A 19576-nucleotide genomic window follows, 5' to 3' on the forward strand; every position below is an offset into this window, starting at 1 on the left:
GCCGGAAGGGCGCCGAGGCCCGCGATAAGGTAAATTGCCTTTTGCCATGAGCAGCAAGCACATCGTCCCCGTCTCGCAGATCGGCCGAACCCAACGCGGCGCGGCGCTGCCGGAGCACGCGGTGGCTGCGAGCGGCATCCTGCTCGATCGGCTCTCGCGCCCGCTCACCGACCTGCGTATCAGCGTGACCGATCGCTGCAATTTCCGCTGCAGCTACTGCATGCCCAAGGAAGTGTTCGACAAGGACTATCAGTACTTGCCGCACAGCGCGCTGCTGAGCTTCGAGGAAATCACCCGGCTGGCGCGCATCTTCGCCACGCACGGCGTGCGCAAGATCCGGCTGACCGGCGGCGAGCCGCTGCTGCGCAAGAACCTGGAACTGCTCGTCGAACAGCTGGCGGCCATCCGCACGCCCGAAGGCAAGCCCCTGGACCTCACGTTGACCACCAACGGCTCCCTTCTCGCCCGCAAGGCCGCTGCGCTCAAGGCCGCCGGACTGCAACGGGTCACCGTGAGCCTCGACGGCCTGGACGACACCGTGTTCCGCCGCATGAACGACGTGGATTTCCCGGTGGCCCAGGTGCTCGCCGGAATCGATGCGGCGCACGCCGCCGGGCTCGGCCCGATCAAGGTCAACATGGTGGTCAAGCGGGGCACCAACGAGCAGGAGATCCTGCCGATGGCGCGGCGCTTTCGCGGCACCGGCGTCGTGCTGCGCTTCATCGAGTACATGGACGTGGGCGCCACCAACGGCTGGCGCATGGACGAGGTGCTGCCCTCGGCCGAGGTGCTGCAGCGCATTGCCGAAGCGTTCCCCCTGGTGCCGCTCGAGGCCACGGCCGCGGGCGAGACCGCCGAGCGCTGGGCCTACCGCGACGGCGGCGGCGAAATCGGCGTGATCAGCAGCGTGACGCAGGCCTTTTGCCATGAGTGCACCCGCGCACGCCTGTCCACGGAGGGCAAGCTCTACCTTTGCCTGTTCGCCACCAGCGGCCACGACCTGCGGCCGCTGCTGCGCGGCGATGCCGACGATGCGCGCATCACCTCTGCCATCGGCCACATCTGGCAGGGCCGTTCCGACCGCTACTCCGAGCTGCGTGCGCTGCGCGGCCCCGACACGGAAGCGGCCAGTGGCGCGCGCCGTGTCGAGATGAGCTACATCGGCGGATGAGCACCGCACGATGAGCCCTCCCGCCACCATCGCTGCAGGCGAGATCACGGGCCTGGTCCTCGCCGGCGGCCGCGGATCGCGCATGGGCGGCATCGACAAGGGCCTGCAGAATTTCAACGGCATTCCGCTTGCACTGCACGCGCTGATGCGGCTGCAGTCGCAGGTCGGCGAGCTGATGATCAATGCCAACCGCAACATTGCGGCCTACGAATCGTTCGGAGCGCCGGTCTGGCCCGACGGCCTCGCGGACTATGCGGGGCCGCTGGCCGGCTTCCTGACCGGGCTGGAGCGCTGCGAGACGCCGTACCTGCTCACCGTGCCCTGCGACACCCCGCTGTTCCCGCTGGACCTGGCGGCCCGCCTCGGCGAGGCGCTGCTGGCGCACGACGCCGAGATCGCCATGGTCAACGCCCCCGAAGCCGCGGCCGAAGCCGACGGCGCCTCGGCCCTGCGGCCCCAGCCGGTGTTCTGCCTGCTGCGCACCACCTTGCTCGAAAGCCTGGTGCGCTTCACGCAGGAGGGCGGCCGAAAGATCGACCGCTGGACCGCCCAGCACCGCACGGCGCTGGTGCCTTTCGACCGGCCTGGCGATGCGCCAGGCGCCTTCTTCAACGCCAACACGCTGGCCGAGTTGCACGCGCTCGAAGGCCAGCGACGCTGAGCTGCCGTCCCTATGAGCCGTATTGCAGAAATCGCCGCCGAACTGGCCGGCTACGACCCGAAGGCGCTTGGCGTCGACGCGGTGCAGGGCTTCCTCGCGCGGCTCGCGCGCTCGGCGGTCGTCACGCATACCGAGCACATCGCGCTGCGCGACGCGCTCGGCCGCGTGCTGGCCGAGGACATCATCTCGCCCGTGAGCGTGCCGCCGCACGACAACTCGGCCATGGACGGCTTTGCCTTCGACGGCGCCCTGCTGCCGGCCGACCCCGCCAGCGACGCCTCGTTGAGCCTGCGCGTGGTGGGCACCGCGCTGGCCGGCGCGGCGTGGCGAGGCACGCTGGCGCCGGGTGACGCCGTCAAGATCATGACCGGCGCCGTGATGCCCGCCGGGCTCGACACCGTGGTCCCGCAGGAGTTCTGCTTCGTCGAAGGCGAACAGGTGCGCTATCCTGCCAAGGCCCTGCGGCGCGGAGACAACCGCCGACTGGCCGGCGAGGACCTGCAGCAGGGCCGGCCCGCGTTGCTGCGCGGCGAACGCCTCTCGCCCGGCGCGCTGGGCATGGTGGCGAGCCTCGGGTTGCCGATGGTGCCGGTGCTGCGCCGCCTGCGCGTGGCCTACTTTTCCACCGGCGACGAGATCCTCAGCCTGGGCGAGCTGCCGCGCGAAGGCGCGGTCTACGACAGCAACCGCTACACCGTGTTCGGCCTGCTCACCCGCCTGGGCTGCGACGTGATCGACCTGGGCTTGGTGCGCGACGACCCCGCGGCGCTGGCCGACACGTTGCGCCGCGCGGCGGCCGAGGCCGACGCGATCATCACCAGCGGTGGCGTCAGCGTCGGCGAGGCCGACCACACCCGCGCCGTAATGCAGCAGCAGGGCGACATGGCCTTCTGGCGCGTGGCGATGCGCCCCGGCCGCCCGATGGCAGTGGGCCTCGTTCCCAGGCCGCGCGAGGCCGGCAGCACGGCCGTGTTGTTCGGCCTGCCTGGCAATCCGGTGGCGGTGATGGTCACCTTCCTCGCCTTCGTGCGGCCAGCCCTGCTGCGCATGATGGGCTGCCACGAACAGGGCTGCGCGCCCCCGCCCCTGCTGCGCGCCAGGAGCGTCGATGCGATCCGCAAGAAGCCCGGCCGGACCGAATACCAGCGCGGCCGCGTCGAGCAGGTGCCGGGATCGCTGCCCGAGGTGCGCATCGCCGGCAACCAGGGCTCCGGCGTGCTCAGTTCGATGGTCGAGGCCAACGGCCTGGTCGTGCTGCACCACGCACAGGGCAGCGTGGCAGCGGGCGACCAGGTCGACGTGATGATGTTCGAAGGCGTGATCTAGGGATCCGGGAATCACCGTCGCACCCGCGCAGGAGACGCGCATGCTCGCAGCCAGAATCGAGTTGATGCAGCAGATGCCGATCTTCGGCGCCATCGACGCCGGGACCATCGAGTTCCTGCTCGAGCCCGCGCCGGTGATCGAGATCGCCGGCGGCGACTACTTCTGCCACGAGGGCGACCTGGCCGACGGCATGTACGTGCTCGAACGCGGACGCGTGACGGTGTCGAAGAGCTGGGAGGACCAGCGCCTGCTGCTTCGCCGGCTGGGGCCCGGTGACTGCTTCGGCGAGATGGCGCTGTTGGACCTGTTCCCGCGCAGTGCTTCGATACGCGCCGACGAAGACTGCAGCGCCATCCGGATCACCTCCGACAATTTGCTGCGCCTGTTCGAGCGCGACGCCGTGCAGTTCGCGCTGATCCAGATGAACATCGGCCGCGAGATCAGCCGCCGCCTGCGCCACACCGACGAACTGCTGTTCCGCGCACGCATGGGCGAGGTGCTGGAGGCGCCGGAGCAGCTCGTCACGCGGCCGGCAGAACTCTAGCGACTGCCGAGGAGAGGTCAGAGCCGCCCCAGCGCCCGCTCCACGCCCTTGTTGGCCAGCATGTCGGCGCGTTCGTTGCCTGCGTCGCCCGAATGGCCCCGCACCCAGCGCCATTCGATCTGGTGGCCGCCTTCGGTCACCAGCTTGTCCAGTTCCCTCCACAGCTCCGCATTCTTGACTGGCTGCTTGGCCGAGGTGATCCACCCCTTGGCCTTCCAGCCCCGGATCCACTCGGTGATGCCCATGCGCACGTACTGGCTGTCCAGGTAGAGGATCACCTTGCAGGGCCGCTTGAGCGCGCGCAAGCCCTCGATCACCGCCTTGAGCTCCATGCGATTGTTGGTGGTGTTGAGCTCGCCGCCGAAAAGCTCCTTCTCGGTCGTCCCCGACTTGAGCCAGGCGCCCCAGCCCCCGGGGCCCGGGTTGCCCTTGCAGGCCCCGTCGGTGTAGATCTGCACTTCGGTCAAGAACCGTTTCCTTGTCGTTGCCGTGATCGGTGATGTGGATGGTGATGGCCCCGGTGCACCTTGCCGGCGATCGGAACCGGCGCGCTCGCACGCTGTGCCGCGCGCCGCCAGTCGGCAGACAGCAGGCGCATGCCGCGCACGCGCTTGACGGCGACCAGGAAGTACACGGCGCCGAAGATCGGCCACCAGCGCTCGCCCAAAGTGTCGAACCAGCGGCAGCGGTCGAGCCATGCCTCGCTGCGCACGGCGGGCCGGTAGATTCCGAAGTCGCCCGACTCGACCTCGAAGCTCAGGAGGCGCAGCCAGTCGCGCATGCGCCTGTAGCCGATGAAGTCACCGGAGTCGGGCAGGAACAGCTCGCCGAACCCCAGCCGGCGATAGAGGTGCGCACGCCATTGGCGCATGCCCCACAGGCTCATCGGATTGAGCCCGCAGATCACGACGCGCCCCTCAGGCACCAGGACGCGCTCGACCTCGCGCAGCGTGCCGTGCGGATCGTGGCTGAGCTCCAGCGCATGCGGCAGGACCACGAGATCGAGGCTGTTGGCAGAGAACGGCAGCGCCGTGAAGTCGGTGAACAGCGCCGCACTTCTTGCGGCGGCCGCAGGGTTGTCCAGGGCCAGCCAGCGATGAGGCATGCGATTGGTGCGCAGCCCATCGACCTCGGCCACGCCAAGCTGCAGCGCGTGGTAGCCGAAGACGTCCGCCACGGCCTGGTCGAAGCGCGACTGCTCCCACGCCAGCAGGTAGCGGCCGGGAGGGGTCTGCAACCACTCGTGCAAACCTATAATTTGATCGCTCATGAAGCTCGTTCCACTGCCCGCCTTCTCCGACAACTACATCTGGATGCTGCAGGATGGGCGCGACGCGATCGTGGTCGACCCGGGAGATGCCGCGCCGGTCTTCGATGCGCTCGCTCGCGGCAATCTGCAGTTGGCCGCGATTCTAGTCACGCACCATCATGCCGATCACACCGGCGGTGTCGCGGCCTTGCGGGACGCCACTGGCGCAAAGGTCTTCGGCCCTGCGCGTGAAACGGTTCCCGAGCCGCTGACGCGCCTCGCCCAGGGCGAGCATGCCGAGGTCCTGGGCCTTCGCTTCGAAGTGATCGAAGTGCCGGGCCACACGGCCGGCCACATCGCGTACTTCCTGCCGGCCAGTGCCGCGAACACAGCGGCGGGCGCACCGGCGCCGCTCGTCTTCTGCGGCGATACGCTGTTCTCGGGCGGCTGCGGGCGGCTCTTCGAGGGTACGCCGGCGCAGATGCTGGCGTCGCTCGACGCGCTGGCCGCGCTGCCCGGCGAGACCCGCGTGTGCTGCGCCCACGAATACACACTTGCTAACCTTCGCTTCGCAAACGCCGTGGAACCCGGCAACGCCGCGCTGACTCAGTACACGGCGCAGTGCGAGGCACTGCGTGCGCGCGGCGAGCCGACGCTGCCATCGCAGTTGGCCACCGAACGCCAGATCAACCCCTTTCTTCGCAGCCGCGAAGCCGCTGTCCTGCAAGCAGTCCGCGCGCATGCCCGCCTCTCCCCGCACAGCGGCGAGGACGAGGTGTTCGCCGCACTGCGCCAATGGAAAAACGACTTTCGATGAAATTCATCCTTGCCGCCTGCCTTGCCGGCTCGCTGCTGCTCGCGGGCTGCGCGAGCACAACGGGCACGGGTTCCTCTTCCTCTACCACCCCCGACAGCGCTTCCTCCGGCCCCGCTGCAGCCCCGGTCTATCCCGGCGGGGCGCTGACCCCCATCACGTCGGGCACCACCCGGTCACGCTCGGTCGTCACGCTCGCCCCGCCGACCGACATGTGGGACCGCATCCGCCGCGGATTCAAGATGCCCGACCTCGACAACGAGCTGGTGCGCGACCGCGAGCAGTGGTATGCGAGCCGGCCCGACTACATGCAGCGCATGACCGAGCGCTCGAGCCGCTACATCTTCCACATCGTCGAGGAGCTCGAGCGCCGCGACATGCCCACCGAGCTGGCGCTGCTGCCCTACATCGAGAGCGCGTTCAATCCGCAGGCCGTCTCCAGCGCCAAGGCCGCCGGCATGTGGCAGTTCATGCCCGCGACCGGCACCGACTTCGACCTCAAGCAGAACATCTTCCGCGATGACCGCCGCGACGTCATCGCGTCGACCCGCGCGGCGCTCGACTACCTGCAAAAGCTCTATGGCATGTTCGGCGACTGGCACCTCGCGCTGGCCGCCTACAACTGGGGCGAGGGCAGCGTGAGCCGCGCCATCGCCAAAAACCAGCGGGCCGGCCTGCCCACGGGCTACACCGACCTCAACATGCCGGCCGAGACCCGGTACTACGTGCCCAAGCTGCAGGCGGTGAAGAACATCGTCGCCAACCCCGAGCGCTTCAACGCCGACCTGCCCGTCATCGCGAACCACCCCTACTTCCAGACCGTGACACTCAAGCGCGATCTCGATGTCGCGCTTGCCGCCAAGCTGGCAGACGTGAAGATCGAGGATTTCCGCGCCCTCAATCCTTCGGCCCACAAGCCGGTGCTGCTGGCCGCCGGCACGCCCGAGATCCTCCTGCCGTGGGACAACGCTGCCCTGTTCCAGCGCAACTTCGAGGCCTACACCCAAGGCCAGTACGCGAGCTGGACCGCGTGGACCGTGCCCTCCACGATGACCGTCTCCGACGCCGCCCAGCGCTCGGGCATGAGCGAAGCCGACCTGCGCGCCATCAACAACGTGCCCCCGCGCATGCTGATCAAGGCCGGCTCGACGCTGATCGTGCCGCGCGGCGCGCGCGTGCAGGAGGACGTGCAGGCCACGGTGGCCGACACCGGCCACCTGAGCTTCCAGCCCGAGATCGTGACCCGCCGCACCACCGTCAAGGCCGGGCGGCGCGACAGCGTGGCGAGCATCGCCCGCCGCTACAAGCTCGCGCCGGCCAGCGTCGCCGAATGGAACGACGTCAACGCCAGCCATGTCTTTCAGCGCGGCGGCTCGGTGGTGGTCTACCTGCCGGTGCGGGCCGCCGCCGGCGAGCGCGTCGGCCGGGGCGTCGCCGCGCACCGGAACAACGGCGAGGTGGTGGTGACCAGCAAGCGCGGCGGAGGCATCGTCAAGACCAGCGCGGCCAGGAACACGCCGGCAGCCCGGTCAGGCGCCTCGAGCAAGATCGTGCGCGAGAAGCGTGGCGGCACGCCCTCCAAGAAGAAGCGCTAGCCTGGGGCGCGGGCACTCCGAGGCGCTCAGAGCTTCTCGGTTTCCCCGCTCTTCGGCTGCCATTTCATGAGCCGCCGCTCGATGAGGCCTACCAGGCCATCGAGCACCAGCGCGAAGGCAGTGAGCACCACGATCCCGGCGAACACCGTGTTCACGTCGAAGGTGCCCTCGGCCTGCAGGATCAGGTAGCCCACGCCGCGCGCAGAGCCCAGATATTCGCCCACCACGGCGCCGACGAACGCCAGTCCCACGGACGTGTGCAGGCTGGAGAAGACCCAGCTGGTCGCGCTCGGCAGGTAGACCGTGCGCAGCAGCTGCCGCCGGCTGGCACCGAGCATGCGCGCGTTGGCCAGCACCACCGGGCTGACCTCGCGCACGCCCTGGTAGACATTGAAGAACACGATGAAGAACACCAGCGTGACCGCCAGGGCCACCTTGCTCCAGATCCCGAGCCCGAACCACAGCGCGAAGATGGGTGCCAGGATCACGCGAGGCATCGAGTTCGCGGCCTTGATGTAGGGGTCGAGAATCATGCTCGCAGTGGGCGCAAGCGCGAGCCACAGCCCGCAGGCCAGGCCCAGCAGGGTGCCGATGCCGAAGGCCAGTACGGTCTCGAGCAGCGTCACGCCGAGATGCAGGTAGATGTCGGCGCGGCCGGAAAGGCCGTCCGGAAAGAGCGCGTTGGGTGCGATCTCGATCGGCAGGAACCAGCTCCAGATGCGTCCCGCCACCTTGACCGGTTCGCCGAGGAAGAAGGCGGCCTGCGTATCGCGCGACACCAGATGCCACAGCACCAGCAACACGACCAGCAGCGCAAGCTGCCAAGCGCGCGCGTTCGCTTCGTTCGGCCGCAGCCTCATCAGGCGGCCTTCTTCAATTGCTGCGCATAGCCCTTGAGCACCTCGTCGCGCAGCACGCCCCAGATCTGCGTGTGCAGCTCGACGAAACGCGGATGCGTGCGCACCTCGGCCACGTCGCGCGGGCGCGCGAGGTCGATGACGAACTCGCCGATCGGATGGGTTGCGGGGCCGGCCGAGAGCACCACCACGCGGTCGCTCATCGCGATCGCCTCGTCGAGGTCATGGGTGATGAAGAGCACCGCTTTTCGTCCGTGTTGGCCCCCGGGCGCTTCGCGCCCACCCCCCGAGGGGGTGAGCACCGGCCTTGGGGCGGCCCGGCGCCCGGTGCTCTGGGCTGCCCACAGCTCCAGCACCTCGTTCTCCATCAGCTGCCGCGTCTGCACGTCGAGTGCGCTGAAGGGTTCGTCCATCAGGATGATGTCCGGATCCAGTGCGAGCACCTGGGCCAACGCGGCGCGCTTGCGCATGCCGCCCGAGAGCTCGTGCGGATAGCGGTCGCCGAAGCCCGTCAGCCCTACGCGCGCCAACCACTGTTCGGCGAGCGCCCTCGCCTCCGCGTCCGGCATGCCCCGGTACTGCAGGCCCAGCATCACGTTGCCCAGCGCACTTCGCCAGGGCATCAATGCCTCGGTCTGGAACATGTAGCCCGCGCGCGTGTTGATGCCCGAAAGGTTCTCTCCGAAGACCTTTACCGCTCCCGAGGACGGCTCGAGAAGGCCGGCGCCGACATTGAGCAGCGTCGACTTGCCGCACCCGGTGGGCCCGACCACCGAGACGAACTCGCCCGCGCGCACGCGCAGCGACGTGCCGGCCACCGCGGTATACCGTTTGCCGCGCTCGTCCTTCGAGCGGAAGGTGCAGCTGATGTCGAGCAGTTCGAGCGCGTGGTCGGAGTCAGCGGACATGGCAGGAAAAAAAGACCCGGCCGCAGCCGGGTCGCGAAAGCGGCAACTCAGGCTTTGAAGCGGTCCTTCGCGCGTCGCGCGAAATCGTTGGTGTAGGTCTTGGCCAGGTCGATCTTGTCCGCCTTCACCGACGGGTCGAAGCTGGCGATCGCGGCCAGCGCGGTCTTGGGGCCCTCGGCAGGGACGATGCCGTCGGTCGCGATGGCCTCGCGCACCTTGTCAAAGGAGGCCAGGTAGAGAGCGCGGTCGCCCAGCAGGTAGGTCTCGGGCACCGTCTTGATGATGTCGCCCGGTCCTGCGGTCTGCAGCCACTTGAGGCCATGCACGATCGCGTTGGCCAGCGCCTGGCAAGTGTTGGGATTCTTCTGGATGAACTCGGAAGGCGCGTAGAGGCACGCCGCCGGCATCGGTCCGCCGAACACCTCCTGCGTGCCCTTCAGGGTGCGCGTGTCGCTGATGATCTTCACGTCGCCCTTCTGCTCGAGCATCGTCATCACCGGGTCGGTGTTGCTGATGGCGTCGATCTGGCCCGAGCGCAGTGCCGTCAGCGCGCCGGCCGCCACCCCGACGCCGATGAAGCTCACGTCGCTCGCCTTGAGTCCGCCGCGGGATAGCACCAGGTTGGCCACCATGTTGGTGGATGAGCCCGGCGCCGAAACGCCGATCTTCCTGCCCTTGAGATCGCCGATGCCCTTGTACCCCGCCATGTTCTTGGTAGACACGCCGATGGCGATCTGCGGCGCGCGGCCCTGCAGCACGAAGGACTGGAAGACCTGGTTCTTCGACTGCAGGTTGATGGTGTGTTCGTAGGCGCCCGAGCAGATGTCGGCCGAGCCGCCCACGACCGCCTGCAACGCGCGCGCGCCGCCGGCGAAATCGGAGATCTCGACATCGAGACCCTCGGCCTTGAAGTAGCCCAACTGCTCGGAGATGGTCAGCGGCAGGTAGTAGAAAGCCGCCTTGCCGCCGACCGCGATGGAAATCTTCGGCTTCTCGATCTTTGCTTGCGCACGTACCCACAGCGGCACGGCAATGGATGCGGCACCCAGGGTCGCGGCGACAGTAAAGCTTCGGCGGTGGAGCATGCGTGATGGCCCTTGGGCTCTCGGGGTTCGTTGTTTGAATCGAGCTTAGAGGCGCGCCCCATCTGCCTGCATCGGGAACATCCCGTGCGGGTTTTCACGTAAGCATGAAGACCACTTTGCCACCGGCTCCATAGCCTCGTGCCAGAAGCCTGCGGACAAGGCGGCCTGCGGCTGCGACGTTCACCGGCTAACGGCCGGCGATGAAGAGGATTGCGACGTTGAGCGCGAATGCGAGCGCCCATGCCGCGCTGCGCGCGGTGCCCAAGCCCAGAATGTAGAACGCGATGTAGACGATGCGCAGCAGCACGTAAGCAGCGGCCAGCATGTCGAGTCGCGCCTGCACCGCGCCGAGCTGATGCGCGATGACCACCGCGCCGACGAAGAAGGCGAGGCCCTCGAAGATGTTGTTCTGTGCGGCCAGCGCTCGCGCGCGCCAGCCGGCCTGGCGTGTCATCCATTCGCGCGGCGCCTGGTTGTCGCGCCCCCTGAAGCTGCCCGCTTTCGCGATGTAGGCCGCGACGTAAGGCAGCAGCGCCGCGGCGAGCACGCACCAGTACGCCAGCGTCAATGCGGGCAGGTGCATGGTCATCGACGGTCGACCAGCGCGTGCGCGATGGTGCCGAGGTCCACGTACTCGAGCTCGCTGCCCGCCGGCACGCCGCGCGCGAGCCGCGTCACCGTGAGGCCGCGCTGACGCAGTGCCTCGCCGATCACGTGCGCGGTGGCCTCGCCTTCGGCGGTGAAGTTGGTCGCGAGGATCACCTCGCTCACCGTGCCGTCGAGCGCGCAATCGAACAGCTTCGAGAGGCCGATGTCCTTGGGGCCGATGCCGTCGAGCGGGCTCAGCTTGCCCATCAACACGAAGTAATAGCCGCGGAACGCACCGGTGCGCTCCAGCGCTGCCTGGTCCGCCGGTGTCTCGACCACGCACAGCTTGGTGCCGTCACGTCGTGCGTCGAGGCAGACGCTGCATACCGGCGCCTCGGTGAACGTGTTGCAGCGCTCGCAATGCCGCACCTGCGCAGCCGCCTCCTGCAGGGAGCGCGCCATCCGCTGCATGGCCTCGCGGTCATGCTGCAGCAGGTGGAAAGCCATGCGCGAGGCCGACTTGACGCCGACGCCGGGCAGGCGTCGCAAGGCCTCGATGAGTGCATCGAGCGCGCTCGAATCCGCCATGCGGGCGCTTAGAAAGGCAGCTTCATGCCGGGCGGCAGGCCCGGCATGCCCGCCGTCAGCTTGCCCATCTTCTGCTCGCTGGTCTCCTCGGCCTTGCGCACCGCGGCGTTGAACGCTGCGGCCACCAGGTCTTCCAGCATGTCCTTGTCGTCGGCCAGCAGACTGGGGTCGATGGTGATGCGCTTCACGTCGTGCTTGCACGTCATCACGACCTTCACCAGGCCGGCGCCCGACTCGCCTTCGACCTCGATGGTGGCCAGTTCTTCCTGCGCCTTCTTGAGGTTGTCCTGCATTGCCTGCGCCTGCTTCATGAGGCCGGCAAGTTGTCCTTTGTTGAACATCGTTGGTCCTGTCGTCGTTGGATGGATAAAAAATAAATGGATCAGGCAGGCCGCAGCGTACCCGGCACGATCCTCGCGTCCCAGTCGCGCATCATGGACTGCACTTCGGGGTCGTTGCGGATCGCTTCCTCGGCCTCGCGCTGGCGCGCGTCCGCCGCCTGCTTGTTGCGGCGCGCCGGGCTGTCGGCCACGACGCCGATTTCGATGGCGAGCTTCACGCCATGCCCCAGCGTTGCCAGCGCCACCTGCAGTTTGTCACGGCTGCCCGCCTGGTTCAGCGACTCGCGCTCCACGCGCAGCAGCCACTGGTCGACGTCCCGCGCCACCAGCTGCGATTGCAGCGCAAGTTCGCGGGCCAGCGCGGTGATCGCCTCGGCCGCCACCAGCTGAGTGACGGTCGCATACCAGAAGTCGCCCTCCTCGCTCGGTTCGATGAGCGCCGGAGCACTCTCGCGGGCAAGGTCGCGCGCGCCAGGCGGCGGCTGCACGCGCACCTGCATCGCCAGCACCTGGGCCGTCGACGGAGCCGCTTCGAGCGGGGGCTGGGTGGCCGCCGGGTGGCCCTCTTCCCGCACCGGCAAGCGATGGCCGGGCGGCGGCGCGGCGCGCGTTGCGACAGATGCGGCGGGCGCTGCCTGGGCCGCGGCGACTGGTGGTGCCGCCAATGAAGCGGGCCGAGGCGCTTGGACGCGCTCCGGCAACGCCGCAGGGGCTTCATTCAGAGTTTTTTTTTCCGCGCCGGCCACGGCCGCAGGCTTGAAGGCCAGCAGGCGCAGAAGCACCATGGTCAGCGCGGCGTACTCGTCGGGCGCCAGGCCCAGCTCGCCTCGGCCATGCAGGCAAAGGCTGTAGAGCAGTTGCGTCTCGTCGGCCGGCATCGCGGCCGCGAGGCGCGCGGTCTCCGCTGCATCGGGGTCGCTCGCATCGCCTGGCTCGGCGCGCGAGGGCACGGCCTGCAGCACGGCCATGGCCTGGAGCACCGTCGTCATTTCCTCGAGCGTGGAGGCGGCCGACAGACCGTCGCGGCGCAGCCCCTCGGCGGTCTCGACCACTGTCTTGCCGTCACCCTGCGCCAGTGCCTCGATCAACCGGAACACGTGGCCGCGGTCGACGCTGCCCAGCATCCGGCGCACGCCGTCCTCCGTCAGCTCGCCGTTGCCGAACGCGATGGCCTGGTCGGTCAGCGACAGCGCATCGCGCATCGAGCCCCGGGCCGCGCGCGCGATCAGCCGCAGCGCATGCGGCTCGGCCGGCACGGTCTCGGTCTGCAGCACACGGGTGAGATGCTCGAGCACCGTCTCGGGTGCCATCGGGCGCAGGTTGAATTGCAGGCAGCGAGACAGAACGGTGACGGGCACCTTCTGCGGATCGGTGGTCGCCAGGACGAACTTGAGGTATTCCGGCGGTTCCTCCAGCGTCTTCAACATCGCGTTGAAGGCGTGGCCGGTGAGCATGTGCACCTCGTCGATCATGAAGACCTTGAAGCGCCCCTGCACCGGTTTGTAGGCCGCCTGCTCGAGCAGGGCCTGGACCTCGTCCACGCCGCGGTTCGAGGCCGCGTCCAGTTCGGTGTAGTCGACGAAGCGCCCTGAATCGATGTCCCTGCAGGCCTGGCAGGCACCGCAAGGCGCGGCAGTGATGCCGCCCTGCCCGTCCGGCCCCTGACAGTTGAGCGACTTGGCCAGGATGCGAGAAACGGTGGTCTTGCCGACGCCGCGGGTTCCGGTGAAGAGGTAGGCATGGTGCAGCCGCTGGGAGGTCAGCGCGTTCTCGAGCGCCTGCACCACATGCTCCTGGCCCACCATCTCGCTGAAGGTCCTGGGGCGGTGTTTGCGAGCGAGAACGAGATAGGCCATCGGCGCATTTTAGGTCGCGCCCACGGCGCCCCCTTCGATCTCCTCCGACGAGATATAGGCCTTTTTACTTATAGATTTTCACCATTTCGCTTCTAGCATGGCATGGCGTCCGAGGAGACCCCCATGCCCACTGCGCACCCCCGAAGCGCCCGCCCATCCGCTGCCGGCAAAACCAAGATCCAGCCGGCCGGCGCGCGCCGCTACTGCGTGCAGCCCGTGCAGGCGCCTCGGCAGTTCGATACCGGCGTCTCCGCCGGTCGCGCCTCCGCGATCCTGGCCGCCAGCAAGAAGTGGGTGAACGGCACGCAGCTCAACTACTACTGCTACAAGCGTGGCGACGGCGTGCCGGCTGCCTGGCAAGGCAACAGCACCGACGCGGCCGTGGTCGAGGAGGCCTTCGAGGCTTGGGCCAAGCTGGGCATCGGCATCGGCTTTCGCCGCGTCGAGGCGCCCGAGGATGCGATCGTTCGCATCGGATTCGATCCGCAGGACGGCTCCTGGTCGCATGTGGGCCGCGATGTGCTCACCGTGCGCGACCCGCTGCAGCGGACGATGAATTTCGGCTGGCCGCTCAACACCGACTACGGCCGCGACACCGCCCTTCACGAAATCGGTCACACGCTGGGCCTCGAGCACGAGCACCAGAACCCCCATGCCGGCATCACCTGGAATCGACAGGCGGTCATCGACTACTTCTCCGGCCCACCCAACCATTGGCAGGAGCCGCAGATCGAGTGGAACATCCTGCGCAAGATCCCGGCCTCGGAAGTCAAGGGCACGACCTGGGACCCGGACTCGGTCATGGAGTACCACTTGGAGCCCGGACTCATCGACGCGCCCGCGCAATACCGCGAAGGGCTGGTGCCCAAGGGCGGACTCTCTTACGCTGACAAGGCCTGGGTGGTGGAGTCGTATCCCGGCGTCCGCGCGCCGGCGCCCGGCACACTCAAGGTCGGGCTGTCGCAGTTGCTCAAGATCAAGGTCGGCGAGACCCGCAATTTCGAGTTCGTGCCCCCGCGCACGCGGACCTACAACATCGGCACATTCGGCACGTCCGACACGGTGCTGGTGCTGTTCGAGGTCACGCCTGCCGGCAACGTGCAGATCGCCGGCAGCGACGACAGTGGCACCGACCTCAACGCGCGGGTGAGCGTGAGGCTGCAGAAGAGCCGCCACTACGTGGTCGGCGTGCGCCTCTACTACGCCGACGCAGTCCTCGAAACCTCGCTGATGGCCTGGTGAGGCGAAGGGCCTCGAGCCCTCGCCTACAATCGCGTCTGACGGGCCTCCCCGCATGGTGAAGTGGCCAACCGGGTCAGGTGGGGAACCAAGCAGCCCTAACTGCGTAGTCAGTGCCGGGGGTAAGGCTCGTCAACCTCATACCGAAAAGCCGTGAGTTTTCAAGAACTTACGCGCTGACAAGGGGTTACGAGCCCCGGACTGTAGAACCTAACTGTAGAACCTCGCACAGCCATGACCTTGGAGAAAGACATGGCAAGCACCCTCACGGGGCTCAATCAGCGAGGCTCGCGGTGGTATCTCAACATCGTTGTCCCGCCCGACCTCCGCGCGGCTTACGGCAAGCGGGCGATGAACATCGCGCTTGGCACCAGCGACCGCCGAGCGGCCACCCTACTGGGCACCGTGAAGCGGGCTGAATGGCTGGCTGCCTTCGAGGCCAAGAGAAGCGAACTCAACCCTTCCCCGGTTGACGCGATAACCCCCGACATGGCCGCGCTGCTGGCCGAGCGCACCCGGGCAGTCGTCCTGGGCCGTGATGACAACATCCGCGCTGATCTTTCATTGCTCGCGGACATCGCCCGCGTGCACCGGGTGAGGTCGCAGTTGAGCATCCCCGACGCGGGCATCATCGATTCCCGTATTGATGACCTGAGCGGTGCCACAGAGGAGGAACGTGAGGCACTTGCCGACCTGAACGCATTTCGCGATGGCAAGGCTGCGGTGTCGCTTGCTGGACAAAACCTCGCCGCGGTGCTTCCCCTCGTGCAGGCCGAGGCGGCAAAGCTCGGGGTCTCGTTCGATGTGAAGACTCCGGGTGCTCGCGGCGCCCTCCTCGCCTGCCTGAAGGCTTACCGCACGGCGCACAAGGAGGTGACCCTCAGAGATACCGGGGAGGTCATCGATACGCCGATGGTCCTCACCGCGCCAAAGGCGCTGAAGCCGGCCAAGCCCCGCACTTTGCGCGACGTGTTCGACAAATGGAAGACCTCCGGGGACTCACCCCGCTCGGCCGACTCCATCGGGGCCTACGAACGTGCCCTCAAGCAGTTCGAGGGACAGCAGAAGGGGCTCGCCCTGGCCGCCATCACAAGGGAGGTCGGCGACACGTACCGGACATGGCTCCGCGAGAACTGCACCACGCCGAAGACGGCGCGAGACCGCCTCACCGCGATCAAGTCGCTTCTGAAGTACGCGCATGAAACCCTTGAGTGGCTCCCGAAGCAACCTTGGCGAGGCTTGGACATCAAGGCGCCGACCACGAACAAGCGCCGGCCCTGGACCACCGAGGAACTGAAAGCACTGTTTGCCGCGCCGCTGCACACCGCGTATGCCCTTCCCGATGCCCGCTATGGTGGCCGGGAGGCGGCCTACTGGATTCCCCTCCTGGGGCTCTTTACGGGGACCCGCCTTGGCGAACTGTGCCAACTGAAGACCGCTGACGTGCAGAAGGTTGAGGGGATTGATGTCCTGGTGCTGACGAACGAGGGCGAAGGTCAGAGCATCAAGAGCGATGCCGGCCACCGGAGCGTCCCGATTCACAGCGAACTCATCAGGCTAGGGTTTCTCACGTACGTCGAAGCGATCAGGAAGACCCGCAGCGACTCCCTCTGGCCTTCCCTGCCGCTGCGTGAAGGGAAACCAAGCGACCTCTTCGGGCGCTGGTTCAAGGACCACCGCAACGCTTTGGGCCTCACTGGCACGCGGCCGGACTTTCATTGCTTCCGCCACACGGTACGCGCACCTATGCGACGTGCGGGATTCAGCGAGGCCACCCAAGACAAGGTGACGGGCCACAAGATCAAGGGAAGCATCGGCACGGTGGTTTACGATCATTGGACGCTGAAGGAGGTTCAGGAGGCCGTGGAGGCGATCCAGTACCCTGCCCTCAGGTTGCCCGTGGTGGCGCCGTGAGGAATCGCAGGAGGCGCTAGAACTGCACGAACTGGTAGTCTGAAGCGCCGATGTTGGTAACAGAAAAACCCGCATCCTTGCGCATGGCCAGAACGGCTTCAGCATATGCGGCTTTGAGCAGTTCCTGCCCGACAGTGCCGGGGCTGGCAGCATGCTCCGCTTGCAGTTTCATGAAGTGGTGCAACGCCGTGAGCGTGCTGTCTGACGCCCAAAGCCATGCCGCCGCATACGCAGCGTGAAAGCGGTCCTTTGCCTCTGGAGAATTGCCGTGGCCCGCGACAAAGACTCGTAGAGCACCGCACATCTCCTCGTAAACCTTCCGTCGCCGCTCGGTGGCGCTTCCCTCCGCTTGCAAGTCAGCTTTCAGTCGCTCAATCTCGGCCGTCTGCTGCGCCTTTATCCGCTCTACCGTGTGGGTCAAATGGGCAAGGTCTTCCTTGGACGCGAGGTTCTTGCCCTTCTCAGTCATGTACGCAGGCAGGAACGTTCGCGACAAGAGCCCGACGACTATCAGCCCGGCCAATGCCAACGTTGAGAGAACAAATGCAGCGACTTCCATACCGCCGATCCTAGCCGGACCCCACACGGCCCTTATGCGCCCTTTCCATCGAGCACGGCGAGATAGCCCTCCAGCAACTGTTTTCCCAAGGTTCGGGCCTCCACCAGTTCCCCCTCTGTGGCATCTCGCAAGGCGCCGAGCGTCTTTCCGCGATGCCGTCCCTGTCTCAGGGGCTCCGCGTTGCATAACTGGCCGAAGCGCCTCCACTCGGCAGCCGACGTCCCGAGCGCTGTTCTTGCTTCTCGGTCCCCACCGAAGAGGGTGGAAAGCGCATCGCGTATTTCGTACAGATACACGAGTTCGTTATCGGGGTCTCGGACGGCCGCACCGTAGCTCTTGAGTATGGTGACCAGTACGGAGTCCGCTAAGTGGGCACCTACGCGATCAACCAAGGCGCGATCTTCCTCGCGACGGAGTTGCTCGGAGTCGTACACCACCTTGCCTTCAGGATCGGTGATGAGGATGCCCACCGTGCCACCCGCAATCTTGCAGGCGACCGGCTGGAGTTCAATAGCGATGTCGCGAGTTCCGTTCGGCCGCACCTTGATGGTAGCCCCCCTTGAAAGGGCGTACGTCTCGTGCCGCAGCAACTGCGCAGCCCGAAACCGACCTTCAAGCTCCGCTTGAATCTGCTCGCCCATACCCCCGCGGGCCGCAAACATCGCTCCGTCGATTCGCGCCTCCACCTTTCCGTCTGCGAGAGAAACTGTATAGCCCTCACGGGTCACCGTTAGAGGCCCCTCAAAGAAGTCGGCGGGGGTGAAGTTCCAATCAATGATGACGTGCGTGTAGGCAATGTCGCTGCTCATAGCGCAGTGTATGTGGAGGCGTGGATCGGGCCTCCGCTGTGGGGCTCGGGTAGCGAGGTGCTGGAGCCCCTGAGGGGGTCCGACAGATACTCTCAGAGACATATCACAATGTGAAATTAAGACAAGGCAGGCATCGGAACTTCTACCCGTGGGTATGAAATTGCTGGCGCGTGCTCAGGGGTGTTAGCGAGGGGCCATGCACCCCGCCCCTTCCCCTGTAGCGCACGCGCCTCCTAGCATCGTCATAGGCCCTGGGCGGGACTACTACGTGGCCTCCCTCACCCGGTACTTCTGCGGCCGCACCTTCCCGCCATAGGTCGGCGTGAGGAACCGCACCAGGGCATCCGGGTTCTTGACAACGCCCGATCCGATGGCAGCGAGTGCCGATTCGTAGCACTTGGCATAGAGGGCAGCATCTGAGGTATCGAGAACATCCCGCACACGGCGCCCGAAGGTCTCCCGCCACCACCTTGTGCGGTACCCCGTAAGGACGAGACACACGGTGTCCTTGAGGCGCTTCTCGCGCTCCGTGGCTGCGGAGAGAACTGCGGCCTTGGGAATGCGCCGCGCCTTGGCATCGTCGCCCGCCCTCCTGCGCATCATATGGGTCACCTCTCTGTCGGTCTCCACGATGGCCGTAACGCGAACCCCGAGGTGCTCCGTGAGGCGCTGCGCGAGGTCCTCCATGTCGAGGAAATAGTCCCGGATGTCGGCGCCCTCGGGCGTGGTCACCATCATTGCAAGATGCGCCGCGACGTTTCGGCTCAGCTTGTAGTCGATGCGGGGCGTCCCACGGGCGGCGACCTTTACTGCCCAAATCTGGGCACTTAAATCCGGCTGGTCCATGAGCGGACGAATGAGGCGATCGGCCCATTTGTCGAACCGTCCGTGCGGCTTGCCGATGCGCTCCCACAACTTGCGAGCGTCGAGACATGGCGCCCTGCGATCATCGACCAAGGGAAGCACGCGGCGAACCCGAATGATCCGCGCAGCCTGCGAGGGGATGAACCCGAGGGTCAGCATTGTGGAGGTGGGCACCGTGTTGACGGTGCTGACGAGAGAGCGGCCGTCGCGGGTGCTCATGCTGCCCCCTTCTGGTCGTCGAGGGTCCGCAGCGCCAGGGCACCCGTGGGCCTCCCTAGGGTCATCATCTCGTGCGCCGCTCGGCGGGTGATGTGATAGACCAAGTGCGCCCGCAGGATGCGGTCCACGGCCGCGGCATTGGTGAGGCGCTCGCCGGTCTTGTGCTCGTGCTCGCGGATGTAGGTCTTGAGGCCCCCGAAGGTGCTGTTGCGGAACGTGATCGAACGGACGATGAGGACTTCCTCGCTGACGTTCGAGGTGGACGGCGGAATGTGTTCTTGCATTTGAATGGGGATGGGTTGGGAAAAAAGAAGAAGCCCCGCAGGACGCCATAGAGACGCCAAGCGGGGCTTCGTGAGGGTTGCAACGTGTCGCGCCGAATGACGACG

The 19576-nt window shown here is 66.9% G+C and carries 21 protein-coding genes and 1 other RNA gene; 9 read left to right on the forward strand and 13 right to left on the reverse strand.

Going from position 1 to position 19576, the window contains the following annotated elements:
- Positions 1-46: 46 nt before the first annotated feature.
- The 4 genes from moaA to E5CHR_RS18700 are packed head-to-tail and all read left to right on the forward strand — an operon-like array spanning position 47 to position 3702.
- The gene (gene moaA / locus E5CHR_RS18685; protein ID WP_162581224.1) at positions 47-1171 is read left to right on the forward strand and encodes a GTP 3',8-cyclase MoaA; all 1125 of its coding nucleotides are present in this window, start codon (positions 47-49) and stop codon (positions 1169-1171) included.
- A gap of 10 nt (positions 1172-1181) precedes the next feature.
- A complete protein-coding gene (mobA, locus tag E5CHR_RS18690; protein WP_162581225.1) occupies positions 1182-1832 on the forward strand; it encodes a molybdenum cofactor guanylyltransferase MobA in 651 nt (216 codons plus the stop codon).
- A 12-nt stretch (positions 1833-1844) separates the two neighbouring features.
- Positions 1845-3158, forward strand: a complete 1314-nt coding sequence (gene moeA, locus E5CHR_RS18695) for a molybdopterin molybdotransferase MoeA (protein ID WP_162581226.1) — start codon at positions 1845-1847, stop codon at positions 3156-3158.
- 40 nt (positions 3159-3198) lie between these two features.
- The gene (locus tag E5CHR_RS18700; RefSeq protein WP_162581227.1) at positions 3199-3702 is read left to right on the forward strand and encodes a Crp/Fnr family transcriptional regulator; all 504 of its coding nucleotides are present in this window, start codon (positions 3199-3201) and stop codon (positions 3700-3702) included.
- A 17-nt stretch (positions 3703-3719) separates the two neighbouring features.
- Here E5CHR_RS18700 and rnhA read toward each other — a convergent pair whose 3' ends face one another.
- Both rnhA and E5CHR_RS18710 read right to left on the reverse strand, forming a co-directional pair.
- On the reverse strand, positions 3720-4169 hold the full coding sequence (gene rnhA / locus E5CHR_RS18705; protein WP_162581228.1) for a ribonuclease HI: 450 nt from the start codon (positions 4167-4169) through the stop codon (positions 3720-3722).
- On the reverse strand, positions 4166-4972 hold the full coding sequence (locus E5CHR_RS18710) for a class I SAM-dependent methyltransferase (protein ID WP_443083083.1): 807 nt from the start codon (positions 4970-4972) through the stop codon (positions 4166-4168). The genes rnhA and E5CHR_RS18710 overlap by 4 nt, the downstream gene beginning before the upstream one ends.
- On the opposite strand from E5CHR_RS18710, the gene gloB reads away from it, so the two are divergent.
- Together gloB and E5CHR_RS18720 are read left to right on the forward strand one after the other, a co-directional pair.
- The gene (gloB, locus tag E5CHR_RS18715) at positions 4971-5768 is read left to right on the forward strand and encodes a hydroxyacylglutathione hydrolase (protein WP_162581229.1); all 798 of its coding nucleotides are present in this window, start codon (positions 4971-4973) and stop codon (positions 5766-5768) included. The two genes, E5CHR_RS18710 and gloB, sit on opposite strands and share 2 nt — an antisense overlap.
- Entirely contained in the window at positions 5765-7360 is a 1596-nt protein-coding gene (locus E5CHR_RS18720; RefSeq protein ID WP_162581230.1) for a transglycosylase SLT domain-containing protein, read from the forward strand. Before gloB ends, E5CHR_RS18720 begins: the two co-directional genes overlap by 4 nt.
- A gap of 26 nt (positions 7361-7386) precedes the next feature.
- Here E5CHR_RS18720 and E5CHR_RS18725 read toward each other — a convergent pair whose 3' ends face one another.
- From E5CHR_RS18725 to dnaX, 7 genes are all read right to left on the reverse strand, one after another.
- Positions 7387-8220, reverse strand: a complete 834-nt coding sequence (locus E5CHR_RS18725; RefSeq protein WP_162581231.1) for an ABC transporter permease — start codon at positions 8218-8220, stop codon at positions 7387-7389.
- Positions 8220-9125, reverse strand: a complete 906-nt coding sequence (locus E5CHR_RS18730) for an ABC transporter ATP-binding protein (RefSeq protein WP_162581232.1) — start codon at positions 9123-9125, stop codon at positions 8220-8222. Before E5CHR_RS18730 ends, E5CHR_RS18725 begins: the two co-directional genes overlap by 1 nt.
- A 47-nt stretch (positions 9126-9172) precedes the next feature.
- Positions 9173-10210 carry an ABC transporter substrate-binding protein gene (locus tag E5CHR_RS18735; protein ID WP_162581233.1) on the reverse strand — a complete coding sequence of 346 codons (1038 nt, stop codon included), beginning with the start codon at positions 10208-10210 and terminating at the stop codon, positions 9173-9175.
- 187 nt (positions 10211-10397) lie between these two features.
- The gene (locus tag E5CHR_RS18740; protein WP_162583793.1) at positions 10398-10793 is read right to left on the reverse strand and encodes an MAPEG family protein; all 396 of its coding nucleotides are present in this window, start codon (positions 10791-10793) and stop codon (positions 10398-10400) included.
- A gap of 2 nt (positions 10794-10795) precedes the next feature.
- Positions 10796-11386 (reverse strand): recombination mediator RecR, encoded by a 591-nt coding sequence (gene recR / locus E5CHR_RS18745; RefSeq protein ID WP_162581234.1) that lies wholly within the window; start codon positions 11384-11386, stop codon positions 10796-10798.
- A gap of 8 nt (positions 11387-11394) precedes the next feature.
- A complete protein-coding gene (locus E5CHR_RS18750) occupies positions 11395-11727 on the reverse strand; it encodes a YbaB/EbfC family nucleoid-associated protein (RefSeq protein WP_012747441.1) in 333 nt (110 codons plus the stop codon).
- A gap of 41 nt (positions 11728-11768) precedes the next feature.
- Positions 11769-13583, reverse strand: coding sequence for a DNA polymerase III subunit gamma/tau (gene dnaX / locus E5CHR_RS18755; RefSeq protein WP_162581235.1), 1815 nt, complete (start codon positions 13581-13583; stop codon positions 11769-11771).
- A gap of 123 nt (positions 13584-13706) precedes the next feature.
- Between dnaX and E5CHR_RS18760 the strand changes: the two genes are divergently transcribed.
- From E5CHR_RS18760 to E5CHR_RS18770, 3 genes are all read left to right on the forward strand, one after another.
- Positions 13707-14825: a M12 family metallopeptidase gene (locus E5CHR_RS18760; RefSeq protein WP_162581236.1), complete on the forward strand. Its 1119-nt coding sequence runs from the start codon at positions 13707-13709 to the stop codon at positions 14823-14825.
- A 37-nt stretch (positions 14826-14862) separates the two neighbouring features.
- Positions 14863-14959: signal recognition particle sRNA small type (gene ffs, locus E5CHR_RS18765), an RNA gene on the forward strand.
- Positions 14960-15074: 115 nt separating this feature from the next.
- Positions 15075-16736: a site-specific integrase gene (locus E5CHR_RS18770; protein WP_162581237.1), complete on the forward strand. Its 1662-nt coding sequence runs from the start codon at positions 15075-15077 to the stop codon at positions 16734-16736.
- 16 nt (positions 16737-16752) lie between these two features.
- Here E5CHR_RS18770 and E5CHR_RS18775 read toward each other — a convergent pair whose 3' ends face one another.
- The 4 genes from E5CHR_RS18775 to E5CHR_RS18790 all read right to left on the reverse strand — a co-directional run bounded on the left by E5CHR_RS18775 (position 16753) and on the right by E5CHR_RS18790 (position 19471).
- Entirely contained in the window at positions 16753-17295 is a 543-nt protein-coding gene (locus E5CHR_RS18775) for a hypothetical protein (protein ID WP_162581238.1), read from the reverse strand.
- 32 nt (positions 17296-17327) lie between these two features.
- Complete coding sequence (locus E5CHR_RS18780; RefSeq protein WP_162581239.1) at positions 17328-18104, reverse strand: hypothetical protein; 777 nt, start codon at positions 18102-18104, stop codon at positions 17328-17330.
- A 264-nt stretch (positions 18105-18368) separates the two neighbouring features.
- The gene (locus tag E5CHR_RS18785) at positions 18369-19187 is read right to left on the reverse strand and encodes an antA/AntB antirepressor family protein (RefSeq protein ID WP_162581240.1); all 819 of its coding nucleotides are present in this window, start codon (positions 19185-19187) and stop codon (positions 18369-18371) included.
- Entirely contained in the window at positions 19184-19471 is a 288-nt protein-coding gene (locus E5CHR_RS18790) for a hypothetical protein (RefSeq protein WP_162581241.1), read from the reverse strand. Before E5CHR_RS18790 ends, E5CHR_RS18785 begins: the two co-directional genes overlap by 4 nt.
- Positions 19472-19576: the final 105 nt, after the last annotated feature.

Source organism: Variovorax sp. PBS-H4 (genome assembly GCF_901827205.1).
In the GTDB taxonomy this organism is placed as follows: domain Bacteria; phylum Pseudomonadota; class Gammaproteobacteria; order Burkholderiales; family Burkholderiaceae_C; genus Variovorax.

What these genes read in the sequence shown, in the direction of transcription:
- E5CHR_RS18785 (WP_162581240.1), bottom strand. Translation starts at nt 19,187, where the DNA reads ATGAGCACCCGCGACGGCCGCTCTCTCGTCAGCACCGTCAACACGGTG.
- E5CHR_RS18780 (WP_162581239.1), bottom strand. Translation starts at nt 18,104, where the DNA reads ATGAGCAGCGACATTGCCTACACGCACGTCATCATTGATTGGAACTTC.
- E5CHR_RS18710 (WP_443083083.1), bottom strand. Translation starts at nt 4,972, where the DNA reads ATGAGCGATCAAATTATAGGTTTGCACGAGTGGTTGCAGACCCCTCCC.
- E5CHR_RS18720 (WP_162581230.1), top strand. Translation starts at nt 5,765, where the DNA reads ATGAAATTCATCCTTGCCGCCTGCCTTGCCGGCTCGCTGCTGCTCGCG.
- E5CHR_RS18730 (WP_162581232.1), bottom strand. Translation starts at nt 9,125, where the DNA reads ATGTCCGCTGACTCCGACCACGCGCTCGAACTGCTCGACATCAGCTGC.
- moaA (WP_162581224.1), top strand. Translation starts at nt 47, where the DNA reads ATGAGCAGCAAGCACATCGTCCCCGTCTCGCAGATCGGCCGAACCCAA.
- E5CHR_RS18760 (WP_162581236.1), top strand. Translation starts at nt 13,707, where the DNA reads ATGCCCACTGCGCACCCCCGAAGCGCCCGCCCATCCGCTGCCGGCAAA.
- E5CHR_RS18700 (WP_162581227.1), top strand. Translation starts at nt 3,199, where the DNA reads ATGCTCGCAGCCAGAATCGAGTTGATGCAGCAGATGCCGATCTTCGGC.
- E5CHR_RS18775 (WP_162581238.1), bottom strand. Translation starts at nt 17,295, where the DNA reads ATGGAAGTCGCTGCATTTGTTCTCTCAACGTTGGCATTGGCCGGGCTG.
- gloB (WP_162581229.1), top strand. Translation starts at nt 4,971, where the DNA reads ATGAAGCTCGTTCCACTGCCCGCCTTCTCCGACAACTACATCTGGATG.
- E5CHR_RS18725 (WP_162581231.1), bottom strand. Translation starts at nt 8,220, where the DNA reads ATGAGGCTGCGGCCGAACGAAGCGAACGCGCGCGCTTGGCAGCTTGCG.
- E5CHR_RS18790 (WP_162581241.1), bottom strand. Translation starts at nt 19,471, where the DNA reads ATGCAAGAACACATTCCGCCGTCCACCTCGAACGTCAGCGAGGAAGTC.
- E5CHR_RS18750 (WP_012747441.1), bottom strand. Translation starts at nt 11,727, where the DNA reads ATGTTCAACAAAGGACAACTTGCCGGCCTCATGAAGCAGGCGCAGGCA.
- E5CHR_RS18735 (WP_162581233.1), bottom strand. Translation starts at nt 10,210, where the DNA reads ATGCTCCACCGCCGAAGCTTTACTGTCGCCGCGACCCTGGGTGCCGCA.
- recR (WP_162581234.1), bottom strand. Translation starts at nt 11,386, where the DNA reads ATGGCGGATTCGAGCGCGCTCGATGCACTCATCGAGGCCTTGCGACGC.
- E5CHR_RS18740 (WP_162583793.1), bottom strand. Translation starts at nt 10,793, where the DNA reads ATGCACCTGCCCGCATTGACGCTGGCGTACTGGTGCGTGCTCGCCGCG.
- dnaX (WP_162581235.1), bottom strand. Translation starts at nt 13,583, where the DNA reads ATGGCCTATCTCGTTCTCGCTCGCAAACACCGCCCCAGGACCTTCAGC.
- moeA (WP_162581226.1), top strand. Translation starts at nt 1,845, where the DNA reads ATGAGCCGTATTGCAGAAATCGCCGCCGAACTGGCCGGCTACGACCCG.
- mobA (WP_162581225.1), top strand. Translation starts at nt 1,182, where the DNA reads ATGAGCCCTCCCGCCACCATCGCTGCAGGCGAGATCACGGGCCTGGTC.
- E5CHR_RS18770 (WP_162581237.1), top strand. Translation starts at nt 15,075, where the DNA reads ATGGCAAGCACCCTCACGGGGCTCAATCAGCGAGGCTCGCGGTGGTAT.